The organism is Fontimonas sp. SYSU GA230001, assembly GCF_040066175.1.
Taxonomy (GTDB): Bacteria; Pseudomonadota; Gammaproteobacteria; order Nevskiales; family Nevskiaceae; genus Solimonas.
In genome coordinates, this window is sequence record NZ_JBEAAM010000024.1 from 19,347 (window position 1) to 35,184 (window position 15,838).

A 15,838-nucleotide genomic window follows, 5' to 3' on the forward strand; every position below is an offset into this window, starting at 1 on the left:
GCCCGCGATCAATGCCGGAGCCTGGCCGTGAAAGACTCAGCGACGCAACGCCGGCTGGCCGCCGGCCAGCTGCTGTTCCGTGAGGGCGAGCCGGGGCACGAGGCCTACCTGGTCGAATCGGGGGCGATCGAGATCTACGTCGAACGACCGCAGGGCAAGCACGTCCTCGCGCGCCTGGGACCCGACGAACTGTTCGGCGAAATGGCCCTGATCAGCGACGAACCCCGCAGCGCCAGCGCCCGCGCCATCGAGCCGACGGTACTGTCGGTGATCACGCACGACACGCTGACCGACCAGATCGACCGCGCGCCACCGCTGCTGCGCCACCTGCTGCGCGTCACCATCCGTCGCACGCGCGACACGCTGCGCATGGTCGGCCGCGCGCGCGACGCCGCCGTCGCCGAGACCAGCACGCCGGCCGCGGACAGCCGCGGCGGCGACACCCCCGCCGACCGCGACGTCGCCATCCGCCGGCTGCGCATGGAACAGGCCCTGAGCGAAGCGATGCGGCGGCACGAACTCGAACTGTTCTACCAGCCGATCGTGCGCCTGGACGGCGGCCACGTCGCCGGCTTCGAGTCGCTGGTGCGCTGGCGCCGCGCCGACGGCAGCCTCGTACCGCCGGGCGAATTCGTCTGGGTGCTGGAGGATTCGCCGCTGATCCTCGAGTTCGGCCGCTGGACGGTGCGCGCCGCCGCCGAGGGCCTCAAGCGCCTGCAGTCCGCATTCAGACCTGCGCGGCTGGACGAGGCCTCGCTGTTCTGCACCGTCAATCTGTCGGTGCGCCAGCTCGGCGACGGCGAGCTGATCCCCTGCCTGCAGCAGGCGCTTGCAGACAATGGCTTGCTGCCCGAACAGCTGCGCCTGGAGATCACCGAGTCCGCGGTGCTCAACAATTTCGATGTCGCACTGGAACTGCTGCTGCGCTGCCGCGACCTCGGCTGCAAGCTGATCGTGGACGATTTCGGCACCGGCTACAGCTCGCTGTCGTATCTGCACCGCCTGCCGGTCAATGGCCTGAAGCTCGACCAGTCCTTCGTGCGCGATGCCGCGACCAGCGAACGCGGCCGCAGCATCATCCGTGCGATCGGCCGGCTCGCCGAGGACATCGGCATGTACACCGTGATGGAAGGCATCGAAACACCGGAACAGGCCGCGTGGTGCCAGGACATCGGCCTGCGCTACGGGCAGGGCTACTTCTTCGGCAAACCGATGCCGGAAAGCGCCGCGGCGACGATGCTGGCTGCCGCACCCGGCTAGCCCGGTCGGCAGGAACCGCGCGGGCCTCAGATCCTCACACCTGACCGCTGCGCTGTGCGCGCAGCATCTGGCGGCCCAGCGTGAACAGGCCGACGCAGCCGGCCATCGCGTACACCAGCGTCTCCTTGGCGCGCTCACCCATCGGCAGATGCATGGCCAGCCAGAGCATTCCCCCGGCCAGGCCCATCATGCCGTACAGCAGCGCCGCCCCGCCGCGCGACGCCGCCGCGTGGACGGCGGTCCACGCGGTCGATTCGCGCCGTCTGACCACCGCACCGATTGCCATCGTCTTGCCCATGACACTCGCCTCCAACCTGTGCACGTCCTGCATGCCTATCTAACGGCAGCCGCAGGTGCACGGTTGAACCGTCCGCACGGCAGCGCGCGCCGTTGATCGGCACGCGGTTCGGACCGGTCGAACGAACGCGACGAACGGCAGCGATGCGCCCGGCCGCTCGGCCTGTCAGCGCACACGGCGCGGCGCGAACACCGGCGGACGCTGGTCCATGTTCGCGCGTACCGCCTCCTTGTGGTTGTCACCGAGCAGCAGCCTGAGCTGCAGTGCGCTCTCGATGCGAAACGCGCGCCGTTCCGACGCCGTCCAGCTGCGGTGGAACAGCGCCTTGGTCAGCGCCAGCGCGTCCGGCGAGCGCGTGGCGAGCTGCCGCGCGAGCGCCTGTGCCGCGGAGAGCGGATCGTCGGCGATCTCGGTGACCAGCCCCAGCTCATTGGCGCGCAGCCCGCTGAAACGCTCGCCGGTCATCGTCAGGCGCAGCGCCTGGTCCATCGGCAGCAGCTCGCGCAGGGACACGCTGCCGCTCATGTCCGGGATCAGGCCCCATTTCGCTTCCATGACCGACAGGTCCGCGTCCGGCGTGGCGATGCGGAAGTCCGCACCGAGCGCGATCTGCAGGCCGCCGCCGTAACAGGCGCCATGCACCACGGCGATCACGGGCACCGGCAGCTCGCGCCAGCACCAAGCGGCGCGCTGGTACAGATTGGTCTTGGCAAAGCCCCACTTGATGAAGCTGCGCATCATGCGGCCGCGCTGCCGTCCCCAGGACTTGAAGTCCAGACCGGCGCAGAAGCCGCGCCCGGCGCCGCGCAGGATCACGGCGCGCACCGAACGGTCGCGGCGGATGCGCCTGGCCGCATCGACCAGACCGACGAACATCTCGTAGTCGAGGCCGTTGATCTTGTCCGGACGGTTCATCGTGACGGTGGCGATACCGTCACGGACTTCGACGAGGACGCGCGGCTCCATGGACACTCCTTGCACCGGAAGAGGCCGCATTGTCGCCGACGCGCCGCTGCACCGCATGGCCGCGGCGACGCGGCAAGCCGCGTTACAGCCAAGGCTGCGGTGGCACGACTCGTTACCATCTGCGTGTTGCCGTCATTCCCGCGAAAGCGGGAATCCCGCATGCGGAGCCCTCCGGCCCCGCCTGGAGCCCGCCTGCGCGGGCATGACGACTCTGCCAGGAGACTTCCTTGACGACTGCCGCCCCTTACTCGCACCTGCTCGCCCCGCTCGATCTCGGCTTCACGACGCTGAAGAACCGCGTGCTGATGGGCTCGATGCACACGGGCCTGGAAGACCGTGCGAAGAACTTCCCGCGCCTGGCGGCGTACTTCGCCGAACGCGCACGCGGCGAGGTCGGCCTGATGGTCACCGGCGGCTTCGCGCCGAACATCGAGGGCTGGCTGTTCCCGTTCGCGTCCAAGCTGACCAGCAGCGCGGCGGCGCGCCAGCACCGACAGATCACGGATGCCGTGCACGCGGAAGGCGGCAAGATCGCGCTGCAGATCCTGCACGCCGGCCGCTACGGCTACACGCCGATCTCGGTGTCCGCATCGCGGGTGAAGTCGCCGATCACGCCGTTTGCGCCGCGCGAACTGACCAGCCGCGGCGTCGAGCGCCAGATCAAGGCCTTCGCGCGCTGCGCGCGTCTGGCCCGGGAAGCAGGGTACGACGGCGTCGAGATCATGGGTTCCGAGGGCTATTTCATCAACCAGTTCCTCGTCGAGCACGTCAACAAGCGCAGCGACGCCTGGGGCGGCCCGTTCGAAAACCGCATGCGCCTGCCGGTGGAGATCGTGTCGCGGGCGCGCGAGGCGGTCGGCAGGGACTTCATCATCATCTACCGCCTGTCGATTCTCGACCTGATCCCCAACGGCCAGACCTGGGACGAGACGGTGAGACTGGCGAAGGCCATCGAGCAGGCCGGCGCGACGATCATCAACAGCGGCATCGGCTGGCACGAGGCGCGTGTCCCGACCATCGCCACCTCGGTGCCGCGCGCGGCGTTTGCCTGGGTCACCCACAAGCTGAAGAACGAAGTGACGATCCCGGTGTGCACGACCAACCGCATCAACGACCCGGCGGTCGCGGAGAAGATTCTGGCCTCCGGCCAGGCCGACATGGTGTCGATGGCGCGGCCGCTGCTCGCCGATCCGGACTTCGTCAGGAAAGCGCGTGAGAACCGCGCCGACGAGATCAACACCTGCATTGCCTGCAACCAGGCCTGTCTCGACCATACCTTCTCGAACAAGACCGCGAGCTGCCTGGTCAACCCGCGCGCCTGTCACGAGACCGAGCTGATCTACCGCCCGGCGACACAGCGCAAGCGCATCGCGGTCGTCGGTGCCGGACCGGCCGGGCTCGCCGCTTCCACCGTGCTCGCCGAACGCGGCCACCATGTCGATCTGTTCGAGGCGGCCGGCGAGATCGGCGGCCAGTTCAACATGGCCAAGCGCATCCCGGGCAAGGAGGAGTTCCACGAGACGCTGCGCTACTTCCGTCGCAAGCTCGAAACCACAGGCGTCCACCTGCACCTGAACACGCGAGTCGATGCGCAGCGTCTCATTGCCGGCCGTTACGACGAGGTGGTCCTCGCCACCGGCGTCACCCCGCGTGATCCGCAGATTCCCGGACAGGCCGAGCAGGCGAGCGCCGGCAAGGTGCTGAGCTATATCGACGTGCTGCTGCACGGCAAGCCGGTCGGCAAACGCGTCGCGGTCATCGGCGCCGGCGGCATCGGCTTCGACGTCTCGGAATTCCTGGTCAACGACGGTCACTCGCCGACGCTGGACCTGGAGGAATGGAACAGGGAGTGGGGCGTCACCGATCCGGCCGCCGCGCGCAGCGGCCTGACCAAGCCCGAGGTGGCGCCGCCGGCGCGCGAGGTGACGCTGCTGCAGCGCAAGGCCGAGTCGCTGGGCAAGCGCCTGGGCAAGACCACCGGATGGATCCACCGCGCCCAGCTCAAGATGAAAAAGGTCGAGATGATCGGCGGCGTCAACTATGAAGCCATCGACGCGCGTGGCCTGCTGATCAGCCACGGCGAAAGACGCGAACGGCCGACGCTGCTCGAAGTCGATACCATCGTCCTGTGCACCGGCCAGGAGCCGCTGCGCGAGCTCGAAGCGCCGCTGCACGCCGCGGGTGTGACGGTGCATCGGGTCGGCGGCGCCGACGTCGCCGCCGAACTCGACGCCAAGCGCGCGATCAACCAGGCCTCACGCCTGGCGGCGACCCTCTAACGCGGACCGAACCGGCCAGGTCCCGGGCGCATCGGTCCGGGCTGAGCCGGTGACCCCGAGTTCCAGTATCATCCCGCCCCGTTTGTGGACACCCCGGGACGTCAACGTGGAACTCTCCCTCGCTCAGCGCGTCGGCCGCATCAAGCCCTCGCCCACACTCGCCGTCACCGCCAAGGCCGCGGAACTCAAGGCCCAGGGCAAGGACGTGCTCTCGCTCGGTGCCGGTGAGCCCGATTTCGACACGCCGGAGCACATCAAGCAGGCCGCGCACGAAGCCATCAACAAGGGCTTCACCAAGTACACCGCCGTCGGCGGCACGCCGTCGCTGAAGAAGGCGATCATCGACAAGATGCGGCGCGACAACGCGCTCGACTACAAGCCCAACCAGATCCTCGTCTCCAACGGCGGCAAGCAGTCCTGCTACAACCTGTGCCAGGCGCTGCTCAACGCCACCGACGAGGTGATCGTGCCGGCGCCGTACTGGGTCAGCTATCCGGACATGGTGCTGCTCGCCGACGCCACGCCAGTGTTCATCGAGACCACCGCGCAAGCGCGCTTCAAGATCACCCCGGAACAGCTCGAACGCGCGATCAGCCCGCGCACCCGCATGATCTGGCTGAACTCGCCGTCCAACCCGTCCGGCATGGCCTATTCGAAGGCCGAGCTGACCGCACTGGGCGAGGTGCTGCGCAGGCATCCGCAGATCGTCATCGCCACCGATGACATGTACGAAAAGATCCTGTGGACCGGCGAGCCGTACAGCAACATCATCAACGCCTGCCCGGACCTGTACGAGCGCACCGTCGTCATCCATGCGGTGTCGAAGACTTACTCGATGACCGGCTGGCGCATCGGCTGGGCCTGCGGCCCGGCCAGGCTGATCACGGCGATGGCCGACATCCAGTCGCAGAGCACGTCCAACCCGAACTCGATCGCGCAGGTCGCTGCCGAAGTCGCGCTGTCCGGCGACCAGGCCTGCGTCACCGAGATGGTCAAGGCCTTCAAGGCGCGTCACGACGCGCTGGTGGCTGATCTCAACACCGTGCCGGGCGTGCACTGCCTGCCCGGCGACGGCACGTTCTACGCGTTCCCCAACGTCGAGGGGATGATGACCCGGCTCGGCTGCAAGACCGATCTGGAGCTGTCGAACCTGATGCTGGAAAAGGCGCTGGTCGCCGTCGTGCCCGGCTCCGCCTTCGGCGCGCCGGGCCACCTGCGCCTGTCCTTCGCCACCTCCGACAAGGTGCTCAAGGGCAGCGTCGAACGCATGAAGGCCCTCGTCGCCGGCTGATTTCGGTGATCTGCACATTCCGGGGCCGCAAGCATTGCGGCCCCGGGATCAGATCACTACAATTCGCGTCCTTCTACCGTTCCGCGATAGCTCAGTCGGTAGAGCAGCTGACTGTTAATCAGCGGGTCGTTGGTTCGAGTCCAACTCGCGGAGCCAGAACAAACAAGGGCTTGCAGCAATGCAGGCCCTTCTTGTTTGCCCCTTCCGTAGCCAGATCGTAACCATCGGCCCTAGTGCAACTGCACCCGCTCGCCGAAACCGTCCGCATAGCCGCGGAGATGTTCCGGCGAGAAATGTGCATACCTTCTGAGCATCGACGCGGACTCCCAGGTGGATCACATCGCCGGGCGCACAGACGCGCCCGCGACGCTGGTGATTGGCGACAATGACGCGGACGGCGACGGGGTCATGCCTACTTTCTCGATCGAGGCCAAACCTCGTTTCCTACGCAACCTCTAGAAGACCGCTTCGCCAGATCAGAGTCGCGCGTCGAGACCTGGCACGTTCTGGCCTGGGTCCTCGCCGAAGCAGGCAGCGACGGCCAGGTCGAGGTGCCTGAGATCATCGCCGAGCAGGGCTCTTGCCCCTGTCCCGTCCGCGCCCCACTGCTGCCACGCGCGAAGGGAGAACCAGAGTTCGAACATCCTGCGCGCTTGCGCCAGTCGATCGGCGAGGTTCGGATTGCAGCGTTCGGAGTCGTGGAGGGTCCAGCAGATTTCGCTGACCCGCTGCAGGCCTGCGGGATTCTCGCCCGGACCACCGTCCATGAGCCGTCGCAGTTCCTCGACGAGCGTCTCGGCTTCGCGCAGATCCATCGCCCCCTCCGTGGCTCGCAGCCGCACGGACCTACGGTACTCCAGTCCCGTATACGGGTCCATTCGCCGGCGGGCCAGCCCGACCGGCCGGCCGGATCCCGCGGGGCGGTTCAGAGGGTCACGTCGTCGGCCAGCCGGCGTGCGCGCACGCGGCGCTGGGTCTCGTCGGCGGCGCTGGGCCTGGCGCTGCGTCGGCTGAGCTCACTGCGCGCGTCGAGCCATTGCGCGCAGGGTTCCCAGACTTCGCGTTGCGCGCGGCCGCCGAGGATCACGCCCATGTGACCGCCCGGCGCGATGCGGAAGGTCTTGTCCTTGCTGCCGACCAGTTCCAGGCTCTTCTGCGCCATCTGCGCCGGCACCAGGTGATCGGTTTCGCCGGCGTAGACCAGCAGCTTGGCGCGTACCGCCGACAGATCCGCGTGGATGTCACCGAGCGGGATGCTGCCCTCGGCCAGACGGTTATCGACAACGACCCGCACCAGCATGTCGCGCACGACGCCGGCCGGGTACATCAGCATGTTGTCGAGGTAGTCGGACGTCGTCGCGTGCACTTCGAGGTAGTCGCGGTCGGCCAGGCGCGTCAGCAGATCCCAGTAGGGCGTCAGGCTGGCGAGCGGCGCGGTCAGCTTGAACGCCAGCGTCGTCGTCCAGCCCGGCGCCTGCAGGTGCGCCGGGTCGAGCCGGTCGAGCCGGAACGAGGTGAAGCGGCGGATCAGGCGTGCCGAGGCATTGAGCACGCGCGCGGCCTGCGCCATGACGCCGCTGCTGCGCATGTCGATCGGGCTGGCGACGGTGATCAGGTTGCGGATGTTGCGGTCGCGCGTGGCCCCGGCGTGCATCAGTGCCAGCAGTCCGCCCATGCACCAGCCCATCACCGACACCGGCTGCGCGCCGCTGTGGCGGCGCACTTCGGCGATCGCCTGGCCGAGCATGTCCACGGCGTAGTCGCGCAGCGACAGCTGCGCATGACGCCGCTCCGGCCTGCCCCAGTCCACCAGATACGTGTGGAAGCCGCGCGCGGCCATGTAGCGCACGAGGCTGCGCTGCGGCAGCAGGTCGAACACTTCCGTGGTCACGCCCAGCGGCGGCACCAGCAGCAGCGGCACCGGATGCCGCTGCCGTCGGACCGCCATGCGCGCGCCGTCGGCCAGCTCGATCGACGCCGATTCCGGCAGCGGGTAGTAGCGCAGCGACATCGGGTCGCCGTCGATCAGGGTCTCGTAGGGCGTCGAGCCGGATTGCACGAGAAAGCCGCGCATGAACAGCCACTCGAAGCCGTTGTCGAGCCACGCGGCGATGCGCTCGTTGAGCTGCAAGCCGCGGTGACGCAGTTCCTGGGTGATGCCGTCGCTCATCGGACGCAAGCCTTGCCAACCGGTTGAGCAAATAGTGTGCATGCGGCCGGCTGCGGCGGCGAGCGCCGCAGCGTCAGAAAGGCATGGCGGCCTGGCCCATCCGGAACGTCAAAGGTCGAAACGGCGCCGGCGACCGGGACTGCCGCTGCCGTCGTCGAACTCGACGACCAGCGACCAGCCCTTGCCGTCGCGTTCCAGCGTGATCCAGGTGAATCCGGCGCCGGAGAACGTCTCGGTGCGCAGCGCGCAGGCGTAGCGGTCGTTGCCGGCGCTGGCGAAGCGGAAGCGTTCGCGCAGGATGAAGTCGGCCTCCTGCGCGTTGGCGAAGCGGTACGGTGTGTTCAGTCCCGGCGTGTGGATCGACAGCAGGCGCACGCCGCGTTCGCCCGGCGCGTGCCGCGGCCCGCGCAAGCGCGCCTCGGCCAGCAGGCCCAGATGTTCGTCGCCGGACAGGAACACGACGCGCGGGATGCGATGCTCGGCGATCAGCGCGAGCAGCCGGTAGAACGTGTCGGGGTAGCCGTCCCAGCCGTCAGCGCGCAGCGCGGCGTGCACGCCCGTGTCGGGCGGTCCGAAGACGGGCCGGGCGCGCGTCGCGCGCCGATGGCGCGGCAGCAGCGCCGCCGGGGACACGATCAGCTTGGGAACGTCGCGGTACGCTGGATCGAGCAGCCAGCGCCGCAGCGCCGGCCACTGCTGCAGCTCGTCGAGCATCGGCGCATCGGGCCGCGCCACCGAACGCAGCCGGCGCTGCGTGCGCGTGTCGAGCATGAACAGGCGCACGCCGGCACAGTCGAACTGCAGCGACTGGTCGCCGCCGCCACGACCGGGCGCAGGTCCGGCGGGACGCTGGTAGCGCTCGAAGTGGGCAATGCCGTCGCGGCGCAGGCGCTCGTTGGCGTCGTACACCGGATCGCCGGGACGGCCGGCCACCGGCTGCCAGTTGTCGTCGATCTCGTGATCGTCGGGCAGCGTCAGCGCCGGCACGCGGCGCAGCGCGTCGCGCACCTCGGTGTCGTGCAGCCAGGCCTCGTGCGGCCGCGCGAAGCGATCGTGCGCCTGCACCGGATCGAACAGTCCGGCGGTCGCATCCACGTACACCTGATCACCGGTCAGCAGCAGCAGGTGCGGACCCGCGCCGCGATCGAGGCGTGCGTTGAGCCGCCGCCAGGCGTCCGCAGCGGGCACATGGTTGAAGATGCCCGGCGGATAGCCGCAACTGCCCAGCGCCAGCCGCAGCGGTGCCGTCGGCGATGCCGCGGCGCCGGTCTCGATGCAACCCAGACGCTCGTCACGCGCTCCAGCTGCGAGCCTGCCCAGCGCTGCCGCGACGGCAGCCGCGAGCTCGGCGTCGGTCGGCGCAGCGGACGAGGCGTAGATGAAGAGCAGCAGCGTCCGTGGCACCGTCCGCGTCCACGCCGGCAGCGGGAACGCGAACCACTCGCCGCCTGCGGGAACCGGCTGCAGCGTCTGCGCGAGGGTCATCCCCAGGCGGCGCAGCGGACCGGCGTATTCCCAGCGTTCGCCGACCCGCTCGATCGGCAGCACGCACAGCGCCTGCGGCGCGCCCAGACGCGGAGAAGTGCCGATGCCGGCGTGCAGCCGCTGCTGCGCGTCGAGGCCGAGGATCGGGCCGAAGGCCGGCGGCTGCGCGAAGCAGCGACGCATGGGCGCTGCGCCCTCCGCAGCGGCATCCGCGTCGAGAAATCTGCGGATGTGCGCGAAGGTTTCGAGTGAACGCGTGCCGATCAGACTGTCCTGATGTCCCTGCCCTTCGAGGGGCTGGATGCGCACATCACGGCCGGCTGCCTTCATCACCGCTTCGAAGCGGTACAGCGTGGCGATGTCGGCCAGTCCGTTCTCGGTGCCGTGCACGGCCAGCGTCGGAAACGTCCAGCACTCGCGCAGGGCCTGCGCGCTGACGAAGCGGTTGCGGCCGGCGCGGCTGGCAATCGTCTCCAGCCGCGCGAAGTGGATCACCTGCGCGACGGTATCCAGGCTCAGCGGGCCGAACAGGTCGTCGATGTGCTCCAGCACTTCGTCGTCGAGGTTCTTCAGCGAGAACGTGCGCCCGTACAGCGCGTCCATGCGATGGCGCGTGCCGACGAAGCGCAGGTGCCGCCAGACGCGCGGATTGTTCTCGCGCCGCAGATCCTCGTCGGGATACGGCAGGCCGGCGAGCAGGCGGTCGAACAGCTGCATCGCCAGGCCCGGCTCGGCGTCCGGCCGGAAGTCGTAACGCAGCGGACCGAACAGCGCCTCGATGTACGACATCACGTAGGCGCGGAACACGTTCTGCTGGCTCATCACCATCACCGGGCCGTTCTGCGACAGCACGACGCGGCGCAGCCGCTGCGGCAGCGCGCGCCGGGCCTCGGCAAAGCGATCGATCGGCACCGACGCCGGATCGGCGCCGCGCGGCCGCAGCAGCTCGACCAGCTCGTCGGCAGTCTTGCGCGCCGACAGCACCGCCATGCTCAGCATCACCGCGCCCATGCAGTGCGCGACGACGTCGATCGGCCGTCGGCCGGTGCGCTGCCAGATGAAATCGACCGCCGCGGGGATGTCGGTGAGGCCGACTTGCTCCATCGTCCACGGCTGCGTCGCCGTCGGCAGTCCGGCACTGCTGCGCAGGTCGGCGACCCAGACGTCGCGGCCGTCGCGGGCCAGATCTCGCGCCAGCCCGGGCTTGAGGGCGGGATGCGCGAAGCTCGTCCCGCTGGCGCTATAGCCGTGGATCAGCAGCACCGGCGCTGTCGGGGCGCCGGCCGGCGGGGCGTCGCTGCGGTAGCGCGTCAGGCACAGCTGCACCGGCTGCGCGCCGAGACGATCGACCTCGATCCAGTGCCGCTGCGGTTCCGGCAAGCCCGGCAGCGCGCCCGGCAGGCGCTGCACGCGGCGCGGCGTCGGCGGATCGGGCTTGCGCGTGTTCCAGACGTGGATCGACAGCATCATGCGCAGCACGTAGGCGGCTAGCGACGCGAGGTCGGCCAGCGCCTCGACGTGATCGCGCTGCGCTTCGATGCGCAGCAGCGGATGGCTGCGCTCGGCGAAGTACCGCGGGTCCAGCGCCAGCACTGCCGAGCGCGGTCGCGCCAGCCTGCCGGCGAACTCGCTCAGACGCAGCTCCTGCAACTGCCGCCAGGGATTGCCCTGGCGCGTGTAACGGATGCGCTTGCCGCCGACGATCGCGCCACCGACGAGGTCCGCGCCCGCGTCGAAGCGCGCACCCGCATCGGCGGTGGGGCCGGGAATCTCGGCGCCGATGCGCAGCGCGTAGTCGAAGCAGCGGATCTCACCGGCGCGGCTGGCCAGGCGGATCAGGCCACTGATGTACGCGCGCCAGCCCTGCGCCGGCGCGGCCTCGGCACCGGTGAAACTGCGCCAGACATCACGCACGCCGCGGTTGCCGGCCCAGGCCAGGCCCGCGCACAGCACACGCCGCCACGCGCGGCTGGGCGCCCGCTGCAGGAGCGTCAGGGTGCCGGACAACTCGTAGCTGCGCGCGGCAGCCGCTTCCAGGCGTTCGCGCGCCGCCGCATCCAGGCCCGACTTCTGTATGCGTTCCCACTCGTCGTGCAGGAAGATGCGCAGCCGCGTCGCGGATGCCGGTTCGGCACGCACGTCCAGCGACGCAGCGCTCAACCGGCCTGCGGCGTCGGGCGTGTAGAGCTGGCTCAGGCGCTTGGGCGTGTAGCTGAGCGTCAGTTCGACGCGGCACCGGCGGCGGATGCCGCGACGGTCGCGCAGGAACACGGCACCGGACAGCCGTTCGCTGATGCCGACGACGGTCCCGTTGCCGGACCGCGCCGCGCGGCTGCGCGTCTCGTGTTCGACATCGCGCAGGATCGGCCGCACGAGCGGCGGTGCCGCCGCCGGCGTCTCCGGCGCCGGCGCTCGCCACTGCCACTCGCTGCGCAGCACGCGCACGGCACGCAGCGCGACGGCCGCGATGGTCAGCGCCGGGTTGATGCCCAGCGCGCACGGCAGGATCGCGCCGTCGAGCACGTACAGCCCGTCGTGAAAAGACTGCTCTGGATCGACCGGGCCCGCGTCATAGACGCGCCCGCAATCATCGACCACGCCGTCGGCGACGCGGTCGGCCATCGGACAGCCGCCGAGCGGATGCACCGTCACCGGCGTGCCGTCGCGCAGCCCCAGCATCCGCGCCATCCGCTCCGGCAGCGGCCGCCACAGCGGATTGGCCAGCGTGCGCCCGCGATACTTCGCGCCTCGCGCCAGCTCGCCGATGCGATCCACCTGCGCATCGAACAGCGGCAGCGTGCGCAGCTCTGGCCAGACGATGTCGATCTGGCCGTCGCGCGCGGCACGCTCACCACCCGGGCTCAGGCGCAGCTGCCCGCCGGCACCGTCGTCGCCCATCGCCGCGAAGATCGACATGTCGCGGATGCGTTCGCGGTGCACGGCAAAGCCGTCGTCCGGCGGATGGCCCGCGACATGCGGGCTGCGGTCGCACTCGTCGAGCCGGCGCAGGACATCCGCAGTCGTGATCACTTCCTCGGCGGCGCGACGCAGGGCCCCCGGCACGGCCATCTCCTCGATCACGATCGGCCACTTGCGCGGCGCCTGCGCCGGGCCGGCCTGCGTGTGGATCAGGCCGGTGATGGTCGGCCCGATCTCGCGCTGGCCCGGCGGCTGATCCTCGTCCGCCACGGCATTGGCCCGCGCCGTATCGCCGTACCCATAGCCAAAGGTGATGCTGTCGCCGTTGCCGGAAAAGCGGCGGCCGAGCTGCGCAGAGAACTTGAGGTCGGCGCAGGTCTCGCGCGTGCGCAGCAGGATCTCGGTCGAGCCCAGACTGCCGGCCGCGAGGATCACGCGGCGCGCACCGACCCAGAATTCGCGGGCCTCGCGCAGCGCCAGGCGCTCGTCGGTGTGCGCGAGCTGCACGGCCCAGCACTCGCCGCGGCCGCGCGGCCTCTGCAGCCGCAGCGCGGTCGCGCCGCACCAGATCTCCACACCGCCCTGCGCCGCGCGCACCAGCAGGTTGGTGTCGAGCGATTCCTTGGCGCCGTGATTGCAGCCGGTCACGCAGTCGCCGCAACGCTTGCAGGCGTGCAGCTGCACGCCGCCGGCGCTGGGGCCGTCGCGCATCGCCACCGTGAGGCTCGCCAGGCGGAAGGCATCCGGCTGCGGCGCCATGTCGCACAGTACACGCGTCTTCGCCGGCAGCGACTGGCCGTGCGCCGCGTGCACGTCGATCCGGTTGGGCCGGCCATCCGGCAGCACCGCACCGAGCATGCGGCGCGCCTCGTCGTAGCAGCCGGCGAGCGCGGCACCGCCGCGCAGGGCTTGTGGCCAGCGCGCATCGAACACCTCCGGCCGCGGCGCCTCCATCACGCCGGCGTTGATCAGCGAACCGCCGCCCAGGCCGTTGGCCTGCACGACGCCCAGATCACCGTCGGCGCGGATGTCGAACAGCCCTTCGCCGCCGCGCCTGCGGTTGGCAAAACCGCCGCGCAGCTGCGTCGGCAGCTCGGACAGCTGCGACGGAAACGCACCGGGCAGGTACTCGCGGCCGCGCTCGATCAGCGCGATGCGCGCCGGCTGCCCGGACGCCGCGCGCCAGCCGGCCAGTTCGGCAGCAGCGATCGCGCCGCCGTAACCGCTGCCGATGACGAGCACGTCGAAGGCCGGCTCGATGCCGTCCGGCGTCGCAGCGCAGCGCCGCGCATCGGCGAACAGTTCCGCCGCTTCCCGGGACAACCAGCGCGTCGTCTTGCGACTCGGCTCCGGTTGCCAGCCGGTCATGCCTGCACGGCCTTGAGGATGGAGTCGCGCAGTTGCAGCGCATCGACCGGCTTGTGCAGCAGCTCCACGCCGGCGGTGCGCGCTTCGCGCAGCCGGTCCGGCGCGGTGTCGCCGCTGATCAGCAGCGCCGGCAGCTGCGGCCAGACCATGCGCAGCGCCTTGATCGTGTGCAGGCCGCTGTCATCGCCACGCAGCCGCCAGTCGGCGAGCACGACCGACGGCTGGAACAGACGCGAGGCGTCGATCGCCGCGTCGGTCGAGGCCACCGCCTGGACCGCGAAGCCCATTTCCTCGAGCAGCGTCTTCATCCCGACGCGGATCGCCTCCTCGTCGTCCACGACGAGGATCTTCACCCCGGGCGATGCTGGATCCGTCGCTTCGGGCGCTTCGGGGAACGGACTCGTTTCACTGCGCACCGCGGGCAGGTCGGCCCAGAAGCTGCTGCCCCGGCCCGGCGCGGAGTCGAGCTTGATTTCGATGTCGAGCATCTGTGTCAGCCTCCTGACGATGGCCAGGCCCAGGCCCAGCCCCTTGCTGCGATCCCGCTCCGGGTTCTGCAGCTGATAGAACTCTTCGAAGATGTGCTGGTGCTCGGACGCCGGGATGCCCTGCCCGGTGTCGGTGACGCGCACGCGGTAATGCGCACCGACACGCTCGACCACGATCTCGACGTGGCCATGGTCGGTGTACTTGATGGCGTTGGACAGCAGGTTGCGCAGGATGCGCTGCATCAGCGTCGGATCGGTGCGCACGTACATGCCGGTCTCGCAGCGCGCGCGCAGCCGCAGGCCCTTGCCTTCGGCCTGCGGCCGGAACTCGTCGGCGAGCTGCGCCACCAGGCCGCACAGGTCCACCGTCGAGATCGAGCGCTCGATCACCCCGGCGTCCAGCCGCGAGATGTCCAGCAGCGCGTCGAGCTGCGAGCCGAGCGATTTCACCGCGAGGTCGATCTGGCGGGCGATCGCGGCGGTGCGCCCGTCCATCGGTCGCATCTGCAGCGAGCCGCTGAACAGTGACAGGGCATGGATCGGCTGGCGCAGGTCGTGGCTCGCCGAGGCGAGGAAGCGCGTCTTCGCCTGGTTCGCCGACTCCGCGTTGGCCAGCGCCTCGCGCAGGCGATTGTTCAGCTCGACGCGCTGCATACGGATGTCGTAGGACTCCAGGAACACCGCGTACAGACCCTTGGCGTGGCCGAGCAGCGCGGTGATGTAGACCAGGGTCAGCGCCGCGAAGATCAGCCGTTCCAGATGGCCGGTCTCGTCGCCGGGCGTGACGCCCCAGGCGATCGCCAGCGGCACCATCATGATCAGCGTGTACGGCAGGCAGATCGGGCGATAGCCGGCCGTGGCCTGCAGCGTGGCCGAACACACGCCGACCAGGTAGATCGTGATCACCGCCTGGATCAGCACCGGCACGAGCGGGAAAAACGCCACCACCGCCACCTGAGCCACGCCGGTCAGCGCGTACAGCCCGGTCATGCGCCGCAGCTTGTCGACGTCGCTGCGCGTGGCATCGGCCTCGAGCTTCATGATCATCTGCGTGCGCAGCATGACCAGCCAGTACACCGCCAGCATCCAGGCGAGCGACAGGGCGGCCGGCACGTACAGCATCAGCAGCAGGCCCATCAGGATGCTGGTCAGGTAGCGCTGCGTCGGAATGCGCCGCGCCTGATTGGCGATCAGCAGCACCAGTTCGCCCTGCGGCGAACGCAACACGGGTTCTGAATCCATCTGGTCTGCGCTGTGCGGCTGCATGGTTTCCGGTTCTGGATTCACGTCCCGGATCTGACTCGGGCGCGAGCG

9 protein-coding genes and 1 tRNA gene are annotated in these 15,838 nt (G+C 69.7%); 4 read left to right on the forward strand and 6 right to left on the reverse strand.

Annotation, left to right across the window (positions count from 1 at the left end; genetic code table 11):
• Nucleotides 1-27: 27 nt before the first annotated feature.
• Nucleotides 28-1,260, forward strand: a complete 1,233-nt coding sequence (locus tag AAG565_RS12540; protein WP_348819946.1) for an EAL domain-containing protein — start codon at nucleotides 28-30, stop codon at nucleotides 1,258-1,260.
• 34 nt (nucleotides 1,261-1,294) lie between these two features.
• Here the strand turns inward: AAG565_RS12540 and AAG565_RS12545 are convergent, their stop codons facing one another.
• Together AAG565_RS12545 and AAG565_RS12550 are read right to left on the reverse strand one after the other, a co-directional pair.
• Complete coding sequence (locus AAG565_RS12545) at nucleotides 1,295-1,558, reverse strand: hypothetical protein (RefSeq protein ID WP_348819947.1); 264 nt, start codon at nucleotides 1,556-1,558, stop codon at nucleotides 1,295-1,297.
• A gap of 165 nt (nucleotides 1,559-1,723) precedes the next feature.
• Nucleotides 1,724-2,524 (reverse strand): crotonase/enoyl-CoA hydratase family protein, encoded by an 801-nt coding sequence (locus AAG565_RS12550; RefSeq protein WP_348819949.1) that lies wholly within the window; start codon nucleotides 2,522-2,524, stop codon nucleotides 1,724-1,726.
• Between the two features lie 227 nt (nucleotides 2,525-2,751).
• Between AAG565_RS12550 and AAG565_RS12555 the strand changes: the two genes are divergently transcribed.
• From AAG565_RS12555 to AAG565_RS12565, 3 genes are all read left to right on the forward strand, one after another.
• Entirely contained in the window at nucleotides 2,752-4,803 is a 2,052-nt protein-coding gene (locus AAG565_RS12555; protein ID WP_348819950.1) for an NADPH-dependent 2,4-dienoyl-CoA reductase, read from the forward strand.
• Nucleotides 4,804-4,909: 106 nt separating this feature from the next.
• Nucleotides 4,910-6,094 (forward strand): pyridoxal phosphate-dependent aminotransferase, encoded by a 1,185-nt coding sequence (locus tag AAG565_RS12560; protein WP_348819951.1) that lies wholly within the window; start codon nucleotides 4,910-4,912, stop codon nucleotides 6,092-6,094.
• 80 nt (nucleotides 6,095-6,174) lie between these two features.
• Nucleotides 6,175-6,250 (forward strand) — tRNA-Asn (locus tag AAG565_RS12565).
• A 320-nt stretch (nucleotides 6,251-6,570) separates the two neighbouring features.
• On the opposite strand, the gene AAG565_RS12570 is transcribed toward AAG565_RS12565, so the two are convergent.
• The 4 genes from AAG565_RS12570 to AAG565_RS12585 form a co-directional block, all read right to left on the reverse strand.
• Complete coding sequence (locus AAG565_RS12570; protein WP_348819952.1) at nucleotides 6,571-6,909, reverse strand: hypothetical protein; 339 nt, start codon at nucleotides 6,907-6,909, stop codon at nucleotides 6,571-6,573.
• 110 nt (nucleotides 6,910-7,019) lie between these two features.
• A complete protein-coding gene (locus AAG565_RS12575; RefSeq protein WP_348819953.1) occupies nucleotides 7,020-8,264 on the reverse strand; it encodes an alpha/beta fold hydrolase in 1,245 nt (414 codons plus the stop codon).
• Between the two features lie 108 nt (nucleotides 8,265-8,372).
• Nucleotides 8,373-14,036, reverse strand: a complete 5,664-nt coding sequence (locus AAG565_RS12580) for an alpha/beta fold hydrolase (RefSeq protein WP_348819954.1) — start codon at nucleotides 14,034-14,036, stop codon at nucleotides 8,373-8,375.
• Nucleotides 14,033-15,766, reverse strand: a complete 1,734-nt coding sequence (locus AAG565_RS12585; protein WP_348819955.1) for a hybrid sensor histidine kinase/response regulator — start codon at nucleotides 15,764-15,766, stop codon at nucleotides 14,033-14,035. The genes AAG565_RS12580 and AAG565_RS12585 overlap by 4 nt, the downstream gene beginning before the upstream one ends.
• Nucleotides 15,767-15,838: the final 72 nt, after the last annotated feature.

Coding starts and splice junctions, on each gene's coding strand:
- AAG565_RS12545 (WP_348819947.1), bottom strand. CDS start 1,558: ATGGGCAAGACGATGGCAATCGGTGCGGTGGTCAGACGGCGCGAATCG.
- AAG565_RS12550 (WP_348819949.1), bottom strand. CDS start 2,524: ATGGAGCCGCGCGTCCTCGTCGAAGTCCGTGACGGTATCGCCACCGTC.
- AAG565_RS12570 (WP_348819952.1), bottom strand. CDS start 6,909: ATGGATCTGCGCGAAGCCGAGACGCTCGTCGAGGAACTGCGACGGCTC.
- AAG565_RS12575 (WP_348819953.1), bottom strand. CDS start 8,264: ATGAGCGACGGCATCACCCAGGAACTGCGTCACCGCGGCTTGCAGCTC.
- AAG565_RS12580 (WP_348819954.1), bottom strand. CDS start 14,036: ATGACCGGCTGGCAACCGGAGCCGAGTCGCAAGACGACGCGCTGGTTG.
- AAG565_RS12585 (WP_348819955.1), bottom strand. CDS start 15,766: ATGGATTCAGAACCCGTGTTGCGTTCGCCGCAGGGCGAACTGGTGCTG.